Consider the following 18094-nt stretch of genomic DNA (forward strand, 5'->3'; position numbering starts at 1 on the left):
GAAAACAAGTTAAGGCCAACGCGCGAAAGCGCAAACGCGCAAACGCGCAAGCGCACCAACGCACCGAAGTGCGAGCCCGCAGGCGACCCTGCTATATTAGCGCCTAAGATCCCACCCCACCGGGGAGCGTACCCTCATGAGCGCACAACGCACCACGAGTCTCACGAAATGGCTCTCACTCATAGCGCTCGCGCTGGCAGCCCTCACGCTCACCGCACCAGCATGGCCCGACGACAATGCGGCCGCGCTCAAGGACAAGTACGACACACTAACCCCCGAACTCAATTCAAACGTATTCCAGCGCCCAATCCACCTTGATTCAGAAGAATCAGACAACACCCTAAAAGGCGACATCTACGCCGTCGTCAACTACCCCTTCGCAACAGTCAACACCGCATTCAACGACCCCAAACAAGGCCCCGCAAACTGGTGCGAAGTGCTGATCCTGCATCTGAACACGAAGTACTGCCGCGCCATAACAGGGAGCAACGGCGCAATCATCAGCATGAACGTCGGCAAGAAAACCGAACAGGAACTGCCCGACACATTCCGCGTGCAATTCAACTACCGCTCCGTAGCCACCACTCCAACCTACTTCCAGGTCGACCTGAGCGCCGCAAAAGGTCCGCTCAGCACAAAGGACTATCGCATCATGCTCGAAGCCGTCGATATCGGTAAAGGGCGCACCTTTCTGCACCTGACGTACTCGTATGGATTCGGCATGGCTGGACGCCTGGCGATGAAAACCTATCTCGCAACCATCGGCAGCGCGAAAGTGGGCTTTACGAAGGCGCCAGACGGCGATTACATCGGCGGTGTGCGCGGCCTCGTCGAGCGCAATACCATGCGCTACTACCTCGCCATCGACGCCTATCTGGGCTCGCTCGCCGTGCCCGCCGACAAACGCGTCGATCAACGCTTTGCGACCTGGTTCGATGCTACGGAGCAGTACCCACGGCAATTGCATGAGCTGGACCGCTCGGAATATCTGCAGATGAAGAAGAACGAGTACCAGCGCCAGCAAACGCCGCAATAGCGGGCTACACCGCCTCCTTGACGATGGCGATCCCTCCAACCGTCATACCATCCGGAATGCCGAGCACGCCGTCGCGGCGGATATCCCTGAGGCTGCGCTCGAGCGCAGCCTCGCCAAAGCCCGCACCGCTCAGTCTCAGCGCGGCCAGCGCATCGTTCAGGCGCTTCGCGTCGAAGATCTCGCGGCGCATGCCGTCCTCGAAGCGGCCCGGTCCGGCCGCGTAGTCGAAGGTGAGGATCAGGAGGCCACCCGGCTTGAGCACGCGCAGCGCCTCCCTCAGCGCGTATTGCTTGTAGACGATGTGCTCGACCACCGAAACGCTCAGCACCACGTCGAAGCTCGCGTCGTCGGCGGGCAGGTTGTAGAGCGACGCGAATTGCGCGCCAATCCGCTCGCGCGCCGCCCAAGCGAGAAACCGCCGCTCGACGCGCTCGTCGCCGCCGGCGTCCCACAGGTAGTCGATATCGTAAAGATGGACGCGATGCCCGCGCGCCGCGAGATACGGCGAGAGCGCGCCGCGCCCGCCGCCGATGTCGGCGATCGCGAGATCACAGCGGTTCGCGCCGAAGCGCTCCTCGATGCGCCGCTCGACGTAGAGATACTCCCACTGCTTGGACGCGTGAATGTAGAGGCCGACGTCCTCGCGCCGCGCGTGCGCGGTGATCGGCACCGGCGCGATGTCGAGCTGCGTGAAGAGCCGGTCGAGCACCGCGGCGCGCTGCATGCGCAGCGCGCTGTCGTAGAGCCGCGCGTCGACGAGCGTGTAGCGCGGCCGCTCGGCCCGGCGCGCCGTGAGCGCGGGCAACGCGCGGCGCTCCACGTACTCCGGCGCCACCGCCGCCATGCAGGCCGGTTGCGCGAGGCCGCGCGGGCATTGCGCGAGCCATTCGGGTGTCGACCACCAGCAGCCGCCGCACGATCCCGCCGACAAGTTGATGTTGCCCGGATAGCCGAAATAGGACCCGAGCGTCGGCCCGAACAGCGCGACGGACTGCGTGTGCAGCGCGCTCGCCATATGCACGAGGCCCGAATCGGTGTCGATGTGCAGTAGCGCATGCTTGATGACCCACGCCACTTCGTGCAGATCGGTGCGCTGCACGAGATCGACGTCGGTCCCCGGTATATGCCGGCTCTTGTTGCCGCCCACCTGAACGAGACGCAGGTCCGGCATGCTCGCCCGCAGGCAGCCGACGAGACGCGTCCAGTGTTCGAGCGGCCAGCATTTGGTGGCCTTGCCGGGCGCCGTGCCTTGCATGTTGTCGAAGCCGTCGTGCAAGGTCACATAGGGGGTGTCCGCAACCGCCAGCAACTTGTCGGCGAGCGCGATGCGGTTGGGGTCGGGCGCGAGGAACGTGGCCGTGGACGCGTCGATCGGCAAATTGCCGAGAAAGCCGAGGTTGGCGACGACATTGCGCCCGGCCTGCGCGGACAAGCGTCCCCAGAGGCCATCGAGTAGCGGGTGGCGGTCGAACAAGCCACGGTATTGCACGAGGCGCTTGTCCGCTTCGTCGGCGATTTTCAGCAGTGCGGGGCTCAGGCGTTCGACCTCGTCGCGCTTCAGGATTTCATAGCGCACGAACTGCGCGACGAAGATCACCGCGTGGTAGGCGTGGCGCGCGTCGCGCAGCGCGGAATCGGCGTAGACGCCCTTCACGAAGCGCGCTGCATTGAAGACGAAACGCGCCACGTCCGGCGTGTGGTAATACACGTCGATGCGCGGATACCCCGCCGCAATGAAGAGTTGCTGCACGAACCGGCCGGACACGATCACATCGCCCAATCCACCGCACAGGTAGATCGCCACGGAAAGCTCGCGCTCGTTTGCAGGGGCCATCACATCACTCCTCAGGATTGCCAGGCATATGCCGCTTCTGCGCGCTGCGGCAACGCCTCGATCGCTCCGCCGACGAAATACAGCTCGATCGCGCGGATCACGTCGTCGGTGCTGATCATGTCCATGCAGCGCGGCAGCGCGCCCACGGTGGCGACGCACAAATTCTCGACACGGTCTTGCGGCGAGCCATCGCCAAGCGCGTGCACGCGCGACTTCCAGCAGCCGCCGTCGTCGCAGCATCGCAGGGCGCCAGCGCGATGCAGGAACTGGTGATGCGGATACGCCTCCCAGTGCGGCGGCTCGCGCCCGCCCGCGACGACCACGCACGGCCGGTGCTTCGGCATGCCCGGCCGCACCTCCACGGCCGCCGCGAGATGCATCAGCAGCGTGACGGGACAGAGCACGCCCTGGGCGTGATGCACGAGTCGCACCAGTTGGCGCAAATCCGTCTTGCCGCGCAAGTCGATCACATTGCGCAGCAACGGATGCTCGTGGCCGCCCTCGCCCACCTGGACGAACGCGATCTTGCCGGCGAAGTGATCGACCACCGCCTGATAGCGCTCGTGCGCCCACCACTTGATCGTGAAGTCGCGCTTGCCGCCCGCCACGACGATCCAGAACGGCATGGGCCAATGCACGATTTCCTCCACCTGCGAGATCCACTGCTTTTCGCGCGGCGCCAGGTGAATGTCGCCGCAAAAGCACGTCGGGCGGATCGCAAGGCCAAGCCTCGCGTTGAGGTAGTCGATGAAGCCATGCAGAAAGTGATACGGCGCGTGGTTGCTCTGGTGGATCAGCGGATAGTGGCAGTCGAGCACCTCGACATCGCGCTCCTGCTCGCCAAGCGGCGTGATGTGCGGGTTGTGCTCCCAGAGCGCGGGGCATGGCGTACGCACGTCGGTGACGAATTCGCCCGAATAAGTGGCGTGCAGATCGCGCACGGCGGCCGTCAGCATCACGATGTCGCCCGGCGACTGGAAGTTGCGCAGGATGAGTTTTCGCATGAGAGGCCCCGTTCGTCGCCGTGGCGCAGCGCGCACGTCAGTTGTCGGTGTCGCCGTACCACGGCTTCCTGCCGGGGCTCGGATTGAACGGCTGGCCGCGCTTGCGGATGTCCTTGTGATGCAGCCGCCATTCGGTGCGTTCGACGTCGACCACGGTCCTCAGCGTCAATCCGATGCGCACGCGGCGCATCTTGTACGAGAACGCGTCCGGGCGCGGGGTCCGCTTGCGCGCTTCCGCAATCGCGTCGGCTTCAGTCGGCGGATTGTCCGCCAGCAGCTCGAATGGCGTACCCCTGGACTTGTTGATGGGCACGTATCCAAAGGCGGTCTTGTCGCCTTCGACGTGCGACTTGTCGAACTTGAAGTCCTTGGCCGGCATGTCGGGCTGCGTCTGTTTCAGGTACGCCATTTCCTGCCCGGGCGCCGGAATGATGTTGTCGACGATGATCTCGGTGACCTTGTCGTCGACACGCTCGAGCCCTGGCTCCATGCGCTTCCAGTCGGTCACGAAGCCGTACTCGGGCTTCGCCTCGATGCGCTTGAGCGCCTCCTTGTCGTGCAATTTGCTCTTGCCTGGCTCTTCGTAGAACGGATCGGCGAGCGACTCGACGCCGCCTCCATAGTGCTGGGCATGGGTTGGCGCAATCACGCGCACGTTGCCGCCCAGCGCCTTGCGCACTTCGCCGAGCATCTCCTCGCTCCGGCCGAGATTGCAGCCGCGTATCAGCACATTGGTCCAGGCGCCGACAAGCTCCTTGCCGGCTCTCGGGAGAGCGCCCTTGTCGCCAGGGTCCTTGGCGTTGGCGCCCTTGAGCTCCGAGTACGGCAGCAAGGGTCTGCTCCGATCCTTCGTCGCAATGCGTTCCCTCACCTCGTCTTCGGTCATCACGAACTGGAGTGTGCCGTCCGCATTCGCGTGCGACACGATAATCAGATTCGCGACCGGCTTGCCGACGGTGTTGACGTGATCGATGATCCCTTCGAAGCTGCGCACGTCGTCGAACATCGTGGCCTTGGGATACTCCTTCTTGAAGAATATTTTGGCTTCCTTATAGAACTGGTTCGATTGGTTGTCGTCCTCGCCCATGATGAACACGATGTCGATGCCGCCGCGCGCGGTGGCCACAAGGCCAATCTGCTTTTCCAGCTCGGCCGCGACTTGCTCGACCTTGCCTTGCGCGACTTGCTTGAGCGCATCGTCGCCCGCCACGAGCGTGCCGCTCGTATGCGTTCCCTTGCCCTCCAGTTGCACCGATACGCCCTTGATCGACTTGTCGTAGTGGCTGCCGCTCAGCTCGAAGTGCATGTCGAGATGGCGGCTATTCACGATTCTCCACATCACCTCGTGCACGCCGAACTCGGGCTTGCCCGATGCGAGCGCGCGCTTGGCCATCGCTGCCACGGCTGCGTCCTCCTGGCTGATTTCGGCCAGTTCCTCGGGGTCGGTCGGCTTGCGCTGCACGCGCGGCGAGCCCGCCTGCTGGGCGACGTGAACGAGCTCGTGGGCAAGCAACTGCCGCCCCTGCGCCGTATGCGGTGCGAACTGTCCCGCGCCGAACACGATGTTCGGGCCGAAGGTGTACGCCTGTGCGCTCAGGCTCTGCGCGCTACGTGCGGCGGCCGCGCCGTGGTGGATGCGCACGGCGGAGAAGTCGAAGCCGATGCGCCGCTCCATGTCCGCACGCACGCCGGCCGCGAGCGGCGTGCCGGTGCCGGCGAGCGCGGGGTCGAACGTGGCATCCGCTCTATCCGCCGCGTGGGAGATCTGCGATTCGCCGTCGCGCGGCCCCGCACGTAAAACGGGCTGCGCCGGCGCGCCCGCGTAGCCGGGCCCGGACATCGCGTGCGCCGCGATGCGCTCGGCTTGCGCCTCGAGCGCATCGTCGCGCTTCTCGCCGCGCGAGGCTCCGGCGGCATGCGCGGGGCGTCGTGCCTCGCTTACGCCTGGACGTTTCCGATCAGCAAACATGACGGCGCCTCGATGGGAACCTGGGTCGCCTCGAGCACGTTGTCGGCCACGAGCCACAGCGTCGGGCGTCGCACCGGCAACAGGTACGACTGCGGCTCCGGCCCCGCGACCGTGTTGTAGTGCGCCGGCGAGGCCACGACGGTGACGCGCACGCTGGTCTGAAAGCGCGTCAAATGATTCTCGCGGACGATGAGCCGCTTGCCCGCATAACCGAACACGCGGATGCCGTCGGCCACGATGTCCGACTGCGCGGCGATCGTATATGTCGCGCGATTGTTCTCGATCAGCAGCGAGGCCGCGTTGCCGACGAAGACCGCGTAGCGCGCGGCCGCGTGGCCGAGCACGGGATCGATCAGCACCTGGATCTCGTTGTCGCGGATCGTCACGACGCCGGCCGTATCGGCTGGCGTCGTCGGCTTGGCCTCGCGGTGGCTCAGGCCCACTGCGATGCCTTGCATGAACCCGTCGATCGTATTGCGGCTCACGTTCAAGTCGCTGCACGCCTGGCCGCCGACGACGATGCCCGCGCGCGCCGACGAGACCTGGGTGTTCTCGAAGTAGCGCAAGATATTCTGGAATCCGGAGAATTGGGCTTGTGCGGTGGTATTGGTGAGCAGCGTCGAGGCGGCCGCCTTGACGTACTTGAGCAGATCGCTGTTCGACGCGAACTCCTTGGGCGCGTTGGTATCGATGTAGGTCTGCCAGACGTTCTTCAACTGCGCAGGCGTGTTGAAGCTGATCGTCGTCTTGCCGACGCTCACCTGTGTGTTGGGCAGCCGCGCGATGGTGCGCACGGGCGGAGCGGCGGCGGACGAGGATGAGGCCGAAGACGAAGATGACGACGAGGATGAGGATGAGGACGCGGCGGCTGTCGTTGTAGAGGCCGCGACTGCGCCGGTCACAGCCGTTGTTGCGGCGCTGACTGGAACCGACACCTTGGAGGCGATTGATGCCGCGGCCGGGGTTGCCGATACGGGTACGGTTGGCGCGACGGGTGTAACGGGAGCGGAAGGTGCGGCCGGCGTCGCGGCGGCTGCAGCCGGCGTCACCGGGGTAGCGCCCGCCGCGAGACCCGGAAGGGACACATGCGGCGCGGCGACATCCGCAGCGAGGGGCGCCGCGGCCGGAGCGGGAGCAGGCGTGGTGGCCGGAGTGGCCGAGGTGGCCGAGGTGGCCGAGGTGGCCGGAGTGGCCGGAGTGGCCGGAGTGGCCGGAGTGGCCGGGGTGGCCGGGGTGGCCGAAGCCGCAGGGGCAGCGCCCGCCGCTAGCCCCGGAAGGGACACGTGCGGCGCTGCGACGTCTGCAGCGAGGGGGTGCGCTGCCGACGCAACGGGCGCGACGGGAGCAGCCGGAGCAGCCGGAGCGGCGGGTGCTGCGGCGGCAGCGGCAGCAGGCACAGCCGCAGCAGCAGGCGCAGGCGCGGCAGCAGGCACGGCCGCCGCAGCAGGCGCAGGCTCGACCGCAGGTCCAGCCGCCGCAGCAGCAGGCGCAACCGCCGGGCCAGCCGTAGCAGCAGGCGCAGCAGCGACCGCAGGCGTAGCGGCAACAGCAGGCGCAACACCGACTGCCGGCGTAGCCGCAGCAGCCCCCGGCGCACCCGCCACCGCCTTCACCGCGGCAGTCGCCGCACCGCCTATCAACACACGCTCCACAAGCTTGCGATACAAAGGATTCTGCAGCGCGACCTGGAACGTCGGCGGCTTCGTACCACTGCCGTTCAGCTCATTGCCCTCCACGAACGCCTTCTGCACGTGCACGAGCATGATCCCGTACTGCATCTGCCCGACCGTGAAGCGCGAGTTCATCACGCGCACGGTCCCCGCGCCCGTCGCGGCGTTGGCCGCCGTGATCGTGTTGCGCACCGTGAGGCACGCCGCGCCCGAGCTGAGCGCCCCCGCGCAGGCGAGCGTCACCATCTCGACGTTCACCTCGCCGCAGTCGTCGAATTCGAGCGCGCCGCCAATGTGCTTCGTCGTCGCATCGACGGGCGTGTCCGCGCGCGTGGCCGTGCAGCGCAGGTCGCGCACGCTCACGCTCGCGCAGTTCGCGAAGCGCAGCACCGCTTCGAGCTTCTGTCCGACGATCTTCGTGCCCGCTCCCGCGCCCGTCACCTTTACGTTGCCAGTCGTTGCGATCACAACCGTCTGCGAGGTATCGAACTCGCCGGCCGCGAAGCAGATTTCCGCATCGATGGCCGGCTGGTTCGCGAACAGCGCGGCGAGCTGCGCGGTCCAGTTCGGGTTGGGCTCCAGCGTGATCGTGCAGGGACACTGCGAGAGGTCGAGCCCGGTAAGCGGCGGGAAGAACAGCCGGCAGTCGACCACGGCGCTTGCGCCCTGCGGCGGCTGGAACAGATAGCCGTCGTACGCGACGATGCCGAGCTTGCAGTAGTGGTGAACGATGCCGCGCGGCGGCTGCGGCACGGGATTGCCGGACGCGTCCGCGGGCCATTCGATGGTGCCGAGCGCCTGCTGGGCCGTGGCCGTGCGCGCCGGCACGAGCCAGTAGTCGCCCACCGCGAATGCGCCGTTCGAGAACTGCACCTGCACGCCGTTTTCCAGATCGATGGGCGTGCCGTCGGCAATCGCGACGCCCGTCGCCCCCGCGTTCTGCGTCTGGTCCCAGCGCCGCAGCTTGGGATGCAGCGAGAGGTTCACCGGCTGCGAGGGCGCATTCTGCAGCGTGACCGTCATCTGCGCGTCGCTGGTGGTCGCGACCTGCAGCAGCTCGCCGTGGCCGTAGAGGAATTCCGTGCGGTCGTCGGTCAACTCGACCCAGTCGCCGGGCGCGAGGCCCAGCGACGCGTCGCGTCCGGTCGAACTCACGTAGAGGGTCTTGCCGCTCACGGTGCCCGTCGCGCTCTGGCCCGGCGCCGGCAGCACGCCGAACACCACCGAGCCGTTCTCGCGCGACCACTTGAACGTCGCCGTGCCATAGCCGCCGGCCGTTTCGATCTCGACGCGATAGAGCTGGTTTTCGAGGCTCCGGTAGCCGCTTTCGGGCGGCAGCGTGCACGGCGCCGGGGCCGTCGGCGGCGCGGCCGTTTGCGCGCTCAGCAGGCCCTGATTCGCGCGCTGCGGCCACGGCGGCGGGATCTCGGCGCACGCGGGCGACATGCCGTAGTGGCTCGTGTCGATCATGCCCAGCCGCACCTGCCAGACCACCTGCGTGCGCAGGCAGGTGTCCGGCCCGCCGAGCGCGATCTCCTGAATCGATGGATCGTCGATGGGCGTGATGACGCGCTCCCACACGTCGAGATACACGGCGTAGACGCCCGCGCCCGCGAGCCCGGTGGGGCCGGCGTCGCCCGCGAGCGGGAGGTACGGCTGCGTGAGCAGCGTCGTGTCCGCGTCGTTGACGACGAGGATGCCGTCGACATAGATGCGGCCGTGCGCGATCGTGAGGTCGTTGCCGGGCAGCGGCGCATAGCCGGACGCGCTGCTGCTCGACTGGCCGCTCGCCGACGACGTGCCGCTCGCCGACGAGACGCCGCCGCTCGAGCCGTGCAAGCTGCTCAAACTGCTCAAGCTATTGAAGCTGCTCACGCTGCTGAAACTGCTGAAGCTCCCGAGGCTGCTCGAGCTCGTCGAAGCGGCAATGCCTATCGCGAAGCCGCCGGTGTAGCCCGCGGCCAGCGAGGTTTCCGGCACGCCGGCGGGCCCGATCACATCGGACAGGGTTCGCTCGCTGGTGGCGAGATCGATGGAGACCTGCTCGTTCTCGTCGGCGTCCAGCACGACGCGGCCCTGCTGATGCAGGACGCGGCGGTAGTGCTTGCGCGGATCGAACGTGTCGCGACTCCGGTCGGCCTTCATGGCGCTCTCCTCGTCACTGTTGACCTAGCTTGCATGGATCACCCCGGCCTCGAGGCCAATCCGGAGATACTCGGTCAGGCGGAACCTCAGGTTCGCTTCGCGCCGCACGTTGTACATGCCGTGGAAGAGCCCCATTTCGTCGCCGCTTTCGGCCCCCTGGGCCAGCTCGGCGGGACCGCTGTCCGCGAGCTGCAGATAACCGCCCGCGCCAGCCTGGCGGCTCACGAAGACCGGCTCCACGCGCAGCGCCTCCTGGGCGGTAATCGCCTGCTCGGTCGCGCTGTCGAGCGGCGCCGCTGCGCTCGCCGCGGCAAGCGCGGCCGCGATCGCGAGATCGGGCTGGCAGCGAAAACGCTGCGGCGTGAGCGAGCCCGGCGGCACGTAGCTGTAGCGCACGCAGCCGCCCTGGGTCCGCTCGAAGGTCGCCACGCCCGTGACGATGCTGTTCTCGATCAGGCTCGTCTCGCGCGCGGCAATCGTGCCGAGCACCGTCGTCGCGGCAAGATCGACCTCGCCGCATGGGCTAGTGCCGTCCGCGCCGGCAATCGCGGGGGCGGTATCGGCGCCGCCATCGACTGCGCTGTCCGTCACCGAAATCGTCACGCGCTCGTCCACGTGCAGCGCGGCGCACAGCGCGTTCGCAATCGTGAGCGTGCCGCCGCCGTCGTAGGACCAGACCAGCGGGCCGCACAGCGTGCAGTGCTCCACGTTTAGCGTGAACGCGCTGTCGGTGGCGGCGAGCGCGCCGCTCGACGCACTAGACGCACTAGACATACTCGACGTGCTGGCCGAGCTCGACGAACTCGCCCCGCTCCCCGGAGCGTCGCGCACGACGATCCCACCGAGTGCGCCCAGCCCGCGCAGCGTCACGCTGCCGCCCGCAACGGCATCGATCAGAATGCGCCCGAGCACGACGGGCCGCGTGTCGACGCCTGCGCGCACGACGAGCGGCGTCGCATCCGGCGTCAACTCGAAATCGCCCGCGAATGCGCCGCTGTCGCCGATCTCGAACACCCCGTGCGGCATCGATGCCGCGACCGCCGACGCAAACGCGCTCACGACCTGCGCGGTGCCCTCGCCGGTATCGGGTGCCTGGTAGTACAGACCACCGCCATAAGGGCCACCGAACACATAGGCATAGGCGACGCGCACCGGTTGTGGCGGCGGGCCGTTGAACATCAGCCGCCCCAGCTCCGGATCGACCGAGACGCGAATCGCCGGATCAGTAGGCGCACTCCACTCCGCAAGATCGCAGCAGCAGATCGCCTTGGCGTCGACAGCCGTGCCGTTCGTATCGAGCACCGCCAGCACCGGTGGCACACCGAAGAACTGCGACTGATAGCCGGGCGTCGTGCGCAGCGCCTCCAGGTCGACATAGAGCGCATCGCGGCGCAGCGCATACGGCACATTCGCGCGCTGCGTGATAGTGAAGCTCTGCGCGAGCGGCTGGGGCGGATTCACGAGCGCGACGTCGCGGCCGAACGGATCGAACGTGTAGCGGTTCGGACCCACCTCGCGCGCCGTGCTGAACGCCTCCGCACCGAGCACACCCGAGGCGCCAGCGAACCCGGCCGTGCCCGTCGTACTCCCGCCCACGGCCAGCATCGCGCCGCCATACGCAAGCAGCCGCCAGACGAAAATCCCGACGTTCGGAATGTTGTAGCGCCCGCGTGCGCTCGCGATGCGGCGCACGTCGGCGCTGCGCGTCATCGTGTCGAATGCCGAGTCGAAGTCGGCGGCGCTCTGGAAGCCATGCACGTCGACGCACGCGTTGCCGGGCCGCACGTGATTGCGCACGTACTGCGACACCGCCAGCAGCTGGAAGAACTCCACCGCCACGCTCGGCCAGCCGGTCACGTCGAAGCCGAGCTGGTCGAGCACCGCGACGGTGCCCTTGCGCCGCCGGTAGCCGATCGTGTCGGCGACGTCGGCGCGCGCGGTCGCGTTCGCGGGCGGAATCGGCCGCAGCGCCCGATAGCCGATCAGCTCGCCGATATACGGGATCACCCACGGCGCGCAGGTCTGGATGAACAGGTTGTCGTAGAGCTGTTCGAGATCGGCGTCGAGGTACTGCGCCTGTTGCGTGAGCACCTCGATCAGCGCGCGCAGCGTGCAGCCCGCCGCCGCATCGCTGGTGCGCACCGTGACGGGCAGCAGCCCGTAGATCGAATCGACGTCGAGCGGATTCATGTGTGCACCACCGCAGGCAAGGGTCCGGTGTCGATCGTCAGCAGCTCGGCGCCCGCGAGCGCGCCGCCGCTCAACTGCGGCGGCTTCGCGATCAGCGCATCGCCCGCCGATGGTGAAGTCGCGCTCACGCTAGCGGAGCCTGGGGTGTCGAGCGCGTCGAGCGTCAGCGCAATCACGCCGGGCACGTTTTGCAGCACCGCGATCACTTCGCTCGCGTAGACCGGCTGCATGAAGCTGCGCGCGTCGAAGCCGAAGGCCGCGCGCAGCGCGCACTTCGCGGCGTCGACCACCGCGTCGGCGTCGAGCGAGGGATCGACGGTCAGCGTCGCGCCCACCGTGAACACGCGCGGCACGTAGGTGCACAGCGCGATGGGAATGGTGCCGTCCGAGGCGGCCAGCATCGCCGCCAGCAGGTTCGCGAACGGCGTGGAGGCGGGGTCGAGCGCCGCGCCCTGCGCGCCTGCCACCGTCACGCAGGCCACCTGGCGGCGGCCGTCCCAGGCCCACACGGCCTGCGCCTTCGCGATGGCAGCGCTCGCGCGCGCGAAGTCGCCCACGTCTTCGAGCGTCACGATGCGATCGAGCGCGCGCACCCGGATGGGCGCATTCAGGCGCGCCGAGTCGAGCGTTTCGGGATCGCCGCCACCCGTGGCAGCCACTGGATTGATCACGGATTGCAGGCCCGCAGGCCGCGTAAGCAGCGTGGAGATGCGCCCCGCCGCCACGTTGCCCTCGCTGCCGATCCCCTGGCGATAGGTTGCCGTCACGTTGTTCGTGCCGCTTGGCAGCCGGGCGCCGCCGTCGACGCCATCGCCAAACTCGACCACGGTATTGCCGGACGCGTCGATGAAAGTCGTGAACACCCGCGCGGATGGGCCCTGCTCGACGAGCCACGGCACCTCGCTCCACGCGGCGCCGTTCACGCGCACGGTGAGCGTGGAGGCGGTGCCCGAGGGCGTGGACGCGCTCACATAAGTCAGCGGCGGCTGCTTGAGCGTGAAGCGTTGCCACGTCGCCGCGCCGCTGCCGCTGCCGAGTATCTCGCTCTTCGTCGCCCCTTCGGTTGCGCTCGCAACGTTCGCGTTGATCGCGACCGTGGCGGGTGCGTACGAATGCGTGAGTTGAAGGTTGAGGCCGATCTGCGTGTAGCCATCCACGAGCGCGAGCGAGGCGATCGTGCGCACCTCGCTGACGATGCGCCCCGACTGGTCCGACGCCGCGCCCGTGAGCGCGATCTGCTGGCCCACCTGGAGGCCGAGCTGCGCGCAGGCGAGCGTGATCGTCGAGCCGGACAGGTTATCGGTGACCACTTCGGCTGCGATGTCGTAGCTATCAGTCGAGCCGAGCACGATGGCCGTGCGCAATGCGAGATTTCCATACGGCGATGCGGCCTGGCCCGATTGACCCAGTTGGATCGGCGAGACCTGCGAGATCTGCGAAGGCAGCACTTGGCTGATCTTCGAGCGCAGCGCGAAGCCCGCTGCCGCCGATACGGCGCTGCCGAATATCGACACGACCCCGCCGATCGTCGACGCTGCGCTGCTGCCGATCGATGCGTTGCTGCCAACCGTCGTAATCGCGTTGCCCAATTCGATCAGCGTGACTTTCGAGGCCAGCATGTAGCCGGTGCGCGAGCGCTGCGCCGTCGCGGAGATCGGCACCGCCACGGGCCCGCTCAGCTCCGGCGCCTGCAGCACCACCCAGCCGCCCACCACGAGCGCCGGATACACCTGATCGAGCGAGAGCCAGCCCGACGGGCCGTTCCACAGGCCCAGGTCGCTCTGGACCGTCGCGGCAGGCTTGTCCCAGTTCGGCAGCACGCTGGTCGCCCCGCCGCTGGTGGCGCCGATGGGCGTGAAGTTCGGCAGCGACGCATAGGCCGGCGCATTGTTGCCGAACAGCGCGGCGCGCACGCCCAGCCGGAAGACCTGAATGCCGGCCGCGGGATCGGTGGCCGCATTTAGCGCGTTGATGTTGTCCTCGAGCTGCTGGACCGGCCATTGGAGCTTGCGCGCCTGCGCCACCAGGTCCGCCTGGTCGCTCCACACGACGCCCTTCACCGCCGTCGAGAGCGCCGCGTCGCCGAGCGTGCCTGAGAGCGCCGGCGCCGCCGCGCTCGGGTCGGGCGCAAGCGCGGGCGCGGGGCCGCCGTTGTCGAACTGCACCACCGTCGTTTGCGTGGCCGTATCGAGGCTCACCTGCGAGACGCGGCTCACGCCGCCCGTCTGCTGGCCGCTTGAGTCGGTCACGACCACGAGCAGCCAGTCGCCCGCCTGCACCGCGCCCACGAGCCCCGCCAGCCGCAGATGCCCCGCGCCCGCGTTCGCCGCCGTGCTGGCGAGCGCGTTGCGCGTGCGCACCTTCAGCGCGTTCCAGCTCGCGCGCGCCTCGATGGGCGCGATCGTCTCGTAGGTGACGGGCTGCCCGCCGGCGACGGGCACGCTCTGCGCCTGCAGGCCGGTGGCGACCTGCACGCGCGGCGGCGTGAGCACGGCCTGCTGGCCCGAGGGCGCCGCGCCTGGCACCGCCGGCGGCGGCGTCTGCAGTGTCAGCGCGAGCGGCACGCTCGCGGCCACGCCGGGGGCGAGCTGGTAGCCCACCAGCTTCGCCAGCTCCTGCACGGAAACCGGATCGGTCGCGGTGCCCAGGTAGTGTTCGTTCGCGCTGCGCTCGCTATAGAACGTGAGGATGTCGCACACCACCGCGAACGCGTCGACGAGCGCGATCGTGAAGTCGTCGTCGCTGCGTGTCTTCAGCGTGACCAGGCGGCCGGTGCTCGAGAGCGCGTCGACCATGCTCGCGCGGAACTGCGCCCACGTGCCCACGCGGTAAGTGAGCGCCGGGAGCCCCGGCCGGTTGGCCACGCTGGCCGGCGTCTCGTCGCCGACACCCGTGCAGCAATTGCAGTCGCAGTTCGCGTTCATATCCCACCATCGACGCTCAATTCGAACTGGCCGCGATCCGGATAGTCGGGATCGTTCGCGAGCTCGAACAGTTCGGTCGCGCCCGGCTGCAGCACGCCGGTGGCGAGGCCCGTGGCATCCGGCGCCTGCGCGCGCTCGAAGCGCGTGACCGTGACCGATGCCACGCCCGCCAGCTGCTGCGCGGCGGTGATGAGCGGGCTCAGGTGGAACGGCTCGCCCATCAGGAAACGCTGCGCGTTGAAGAGCCCCGGCGTGCCGTCGGGTTGCAGGCCGCTCGTGAAGATCGCGAGCAGCAGTTGCGCGAGATCGGCGGCCACGTAGCCGGGCGCGACGCACACATGCATGGCCATGTTCAGCGGCACGCGCACGGCGTCCTCGACTTCGAGGTCGTGGCCCGCCATCCGGTAGGCCGCCAGATACGCTTCGAGGCTCGTCTTGAACGCGCTATCGACGGCCACGCCGCCGGTGCGCTCGACCGTGACGAACACCGTGGTCCAGGAGCCGGTCCAGCGCAGGCTCGCCGACGCGCGCAGCACGCCCGCGAACTGCATCGTGCGGTCCACGTAGTCCTGCGCGGTGACCGCGCGCTCTTGCTGGCGGAACGCCACGGGCGCGTTCTGCCGCGCGTGCTCGATCGTCTCCGGATCGCGGCCGCCGAACGCGGGCAGCGGATTCGTCACGCTCACGATGTAGCCGCCGCCGGGGAACGCGCGGTCGATCAGCGTGATCGAATCGGCGCCGACGTTGCCCGCCGCGCCGTTGCCCACGCGGTAGTTCGCGCTGAACGTCATGCCGGTCTCGACCGCAAGGCCGTTCACGCCATCGCCGAAACGCAGATACGTCGTGCCGTCGTTCTCGATCTCCGTTTCGAACGCGGGCGCGTCGCCGCCGATCCCCACGCCGAGCAGATCGCCCACCGCGTACCAGTCGGGCGGGTTCCCCGCGACGCCGGCGCCCTGCAGCGTGACCGCCGGCACGGTGTCGGCGGCGCTCCAGATCGCGGCCTGCGCGGCGCTCTGGATCGGCTGCGTGTCGTCGGCCGGCTGGTCGCCCACATAGGGGTTGGCCGCCGCGATCGTCACGCCCGGCTGCGCCAGCGCAGGCCGGTAGCGGCCATACGGCGGGACCGCCGCGAGCGGCTCGGGCATCGTTTCGAGCGGGTCGCCCAGCGTGCGCCCCTGGTCGGCGAGCACGACGCAGCCGTACGCCACGCTCACTTCGGGGAGCTGCTGGCTCTGGTGCGCCGCGTCCGCGATGCTCGCGAGACACAGCGGGAAGGCCAGCGCGTCCGCGTCGTGCCAGACGATGCGCGTGAGCGGCGTGAGCGTGAGCGGGTCGATGCTGTTCACGCCGTCGCGCACGAGGCGCACCGCGCAGCGCTTCGCTGGGTCGGCGTCCGCGGCGTTGCCGGTATTGGGCCCCATCGCCTCGGCGAGAATCAGGATGTCGCCGCGCGCGAGCTGGTAGGTGCCCGCCAGCGTCGCCGAGGTCGCGCCCACCGGCAGGCACAGCGTCTGCGCGCTCCACGCATAGAGCGGCATGGTGCTGTTGTTGGCGAGGAGCGCGCGCGGGTCCGGCTGCGGCTGCTCCGCGTTCGTGTAGCGGTCGGCCAGCACCTCGAAAAACACCGCGCCCGCCGCATTCGCCGCGTTGTACGTTTGCGAATCGCGCGGCAAGTCCGGTGTTGGCGCGCCGTCGAACATCGTGCAGCAGCGCGTGCCCGCCGGCACGCCGCCCGGCAGGTCGCCCCCGAGCTGCAGCGCGAGCCACGCGCGTGCGTTGCTGCCGTCGTCGAGCCGGTAGTCGACGAGCCGCACGTGGCGCCGCACCGAGGTGCGCAGCCGCGCCGTGCCCAGATACGCCTCCGTGTCGATCACGTCGTGCCGGTAGCTGAGCTGGTCGGCCACATAGGCGAGCGTCTCCACCACGGCCACGCCGAGATCCGCCGCGTTGCGCTCGCTCCAGCGCGGCGCGAGCAGCGACATGCGGTCGAGCATCACCTGCACGAAGGCCGGATAGTCGCGCGCCAGATAGTCGATGTCGGGCGGCGTCACCACGGCGGGCGCGCAGGTCATGGCGGTCTTGCAGTCGAACTGCTTCGCGCACTCGACATGGAACGTGAAGCTCGCGCTGCAGAGCACCGGGTCGAAGCCGGCCGGCGGCACGAGCGGATCGGGCGGCTCGGCCGCGGGCAGCGGCGCGGCGGGGCTGCCGAGCGCGAGCGTATAGGTCGAGAAGTCGCCCACTTCACTCGCGGTCACGACGAGCTGGTTGATCGCGCCGCGCTGCGCGGAGACCACCGCAATCGAGGTAATACGGTCGCCGCCCGTGATCCAGACGAGGCTCTTCGAGAGCGTCGCGCCAATTGCGCTCGCGAGCGGCGGATCGACATCGGTATTGATGTCGAAGATGAACTGCACGACGATGCGCGCCTCGCTGGACGGATCGATCTGGATGAAGTCGATGCCGTTGACGGCCGCAAGGTGCGGGTCCGTCGTCGAGCGCCGCACCAGTTCGCGCCGGACATCCTGTGCGGACAGGCTCACACGCTTCTCCCGAACACGGCCGTTGCGGTGGCGCCGCTTTGCCGGTCTGTGTAGGCGATGCGGATCGTCAGCGTGGCGTCGTCGCCCTGCACGTCCACCTCCGAGACGGCGATGAGCCCGCCCAGCCAGGTCTGCAGCGCGCCCATCACCATCACCTGGGTCATGGCCGCGAGCGCCGGGCCGTTGGGGTCGAACACGAGCCCGAGCACGCCGCTGCCGAAGGTCGGACGCATCACGCGCTCGCCGGGCGTCGTGAACAGCACCGCCTGGATCAGGTCGTTGAGGTGCCGCACCGCGTCGGCCTCGGCGGTGCGGCCGCGCCCGTCGATGCGGTAAGGCACCGCGATCGGCAAGGTGGGGCCGACGTTGGGCGGCGCATTGAACGCGGGCGTGCCCGTTGCGGGGGTGCTCATAGCGCGACCACCCGGGTCTGGGTCGAGACGATCATCGGCGGACCCTGCGGCACGCCGCTCGCGCTGATGGCGAGGCCCGTCGAAGCCTGCGTGATGGGCGGCGAGCCGTTCACGAGCACGCGCGTGGCAGGCGTGAGCCAGGTCACCTGCAGGCAGGGCTGCGGCGGCGGAATCGTGAACGCGCAGCCGGCAATGAGGTACTGGTCGGCGAGCGTCGCAACGGGCATGCCGCTCACGAGCACGCGCGGGCTGCCCGGCAGCACCGCGATCTGCCCGCCGTGCGGGCACATGCCCACGGCGCCGACGTGATAGAGAGGACCGGCCATATGCGTCTCCCTGATTGCGCCAATTCGCACTCCGATA

At 68.5% G+C, this 18094-nt stretch carries 10 protein-coding genes; 1 reads left to right on the forward strand and 9 read right to left on the reverse strand.

Annotated features, from left to right (window positions below):
- Window positions 1-136: 136 nt before the first annotated feature.
- The gene (locus E1956_RS30040; protein ID WP_134756064.1) at window positions 137-1036 is read left to right on the forward strand and encodes a hypothetical protein; all 900 of its coding nucleotides are present in this window, start codon (window positions 137-139) and stop codon (window positions 1034-1036) included.
- A 4-nt stretch (window positions 1037-1040) separates the two neighbouring features.
- Here E1956_RS30040 and E1956_RS30045 read toward each other — a convergent pair whose 3' ends face one another.
- The 9 genes from E1956_RS30045 to E1956_RS30085 are packed head-to-tail and all read right to left on the reverse strand — an operon-like array spanning window position 1041 to window position 18057.
- Window positions 1041-2870: a methyltransferase domain-containing protein gene (locus tag E1956_RS30045; RefSeq protein ID WP_134756066.1), complete on the reverse strand. Its 1830-nt coding sequence runs from the start codon at window positions 2868-2870 to the stop codon at window positions 1041-1043.
- 11 nt (window positions 2871-2881) lie between these two features.
- Window positions 2882-3874, reverse strand: a complete 993-nt coding sequence (locus E1956_RS30050) for a glycosyltransferase family 9 protein (protein WP_134756068.1) — start codon at window positions 3872-3874, stop codon at window positions 2882-2884.
- A gap of 37 nt (window positions 3875-3911) precedes the next feature.
- Window positions 3912-5843 carry an eCIS core domain-containing protein gene (locus E1956_RS30055; protein ID WP_134756070.1) on the reverse strand — a complete coding sequence of 644 codons (1932 nt, stop codon included), beginning with the start codon at window positions 5841-5843 and terminating at the stop codon, window positions 3912-3914.
- Window positions 5813-9658: a DUF6519 domain-containing protein gene (locus E1956_RS30060; protein WP_134756072.1), complete on the reverse strand. Its 3846-nt coding sequence runs from the start codon at window positions 9656-9658 to the stop codon at window positions 5813-5815. Before E1956_RS30060 ends, E1956_RS30055 begins: the two co-directional genes overlap by 31 nt.
- Before the next feature lie 24 nt (window positions 9659-9682).
- On the reverse strand, window positions 9683-11848 hold the full coding sequence (locus E1956_RS30065) for a hypothetical protein (protein WP_134756074.1): 2166 nt from the start codon (window positions 11846-11848) through the stop codon (window positions 9683-9685).
- The gene (locus E1956_RS30070; RefSeq protein WP_134756076.1) at window positions 11845-14772 is read right to left on the reverse strand and encodes a putative baseplate assembly protein; all 2928 of its coding nucleotides are present in this window, start codon (window positions 14770-14772) and stop codon (window positions 11845-11847) included. Before E1956_RS30070 ends, E1956_RS30065 begins: the two co-directional genes overlap by 4 nt.
- Complete coding sequence (locus E1956_RS30075; RefSeq protein WP_134756078.1) at window positions 14769-17318, reverse strand: baseplate J/gp47 family protein; 2550 nt, start codon at window positions 17316-17318, stop codon at window positions 14769-14771. Before E1956_RS30075 ends, E1956_RS30070 begins: the two co-directional genes overlap by 4 nt.
- The gene (locus E1956_RS30080) at window positions 17315-17731 is read right to left on the reverse strand and encodes a GPW/gp25 family protein (RefSeq protein WP_134756080.1); all 417 of its coding nucleotides are present in this window, start codon (window positions 17729-17731) and stop codon (window positions 17315-17317) included. Before E1956_RS30080 ends, E1956_RS30075 begins: the two co-directional genes overlap by 4 nt.
- The gene (locus E1956_RS30085; protein WP_134756082.1) at window positions 17728-18057 is read right to left on the reverse strand and encodes a hypothetical protein; all 330 of its coding nucleotides are present in this window, start codon (window positions 18055-18057) and stop codon (window positions 17728-17730) included. The genes E1956_RS30080 and E1956_RS30085 overlap by 4 nt, the downstream gene beginning before the upstream one ends.
- Window positions 18058-18094 lie beyond the last annotated feature (37 nt).

It is taken from the genome of Paraburkholderia pallida, assembly GCF_004524855.1.
Classification (GTDB): domain Bacteria; phylum Pseudomonadota; class Gammaproteobacteria; order Burkholderiales; family Burkholderiaceae; genus Paraburkholderia; species Paraburkholderia oxyphila.

Coding starts and splice junctions, on each gene's coding strand:
- E1956_RS30080 (WP_134756080.1), bottom strand. CDS start 17,731: ATGAGCACCCCCGCAACGGGCACGCCCGCGTTCAATGCGCCGCCCAAC.
- E1956_RS30065 (WP_134756074.1), bottom strand. CDS start 11,848: ATGAATCCGCTCGACGTCGATTCGATCTACGGGCTGCTGCCCGTCACG.
- E1956_RS30040 (WP_134756064.1), top strand. CDS start 137: ATGAGCGCACAACGCACCACGAGTCTCACGAAATGGCTCTCACTCATA.
- E1956_RS30060 (WP_134756072.1), bottom strand. CDS start 9,658: ATGAAGGCCGACCGGAGTCGCGACACGTTCGATCCGCGCAAGCACTAC.
- E1956_RS30070 (WP_134756076.1), bottom strand. CDS start 14,772: ATGAACGCGAACTGCGACTGCAATTGCTGCACGGGTGTCGGCGACGAG.
- E1956_RS30050 (WP_134756068.1), bottom strand. CDS start 3,874: ATGCGAAAACTCATCCTGCGCAACTTCCAGTCGCCGGGCGACATCGTG.
- E1956_RS30085 (WP_134756082.1), bottom strand. CDS start 18,057: ATGGCCGGTCCTCTCTATCACGTCGGCGCCGTGGGCATGTGCCCGCAC.
- E1956_RS30045 (WP_134756066.1), bottom strand. CDS start 2,870: ATGGCCCCTGCAAACGAGCGCGAGCTTTCCGTGGCGATCTACCTGTGC.
- E1956_RS30055 (WP_134756070.1), bottom strand. CDS start 5,843: ATGTTTGCTGATCGGAAACGTCCAGGCGTAAGCGAGGCACGACGCCCC.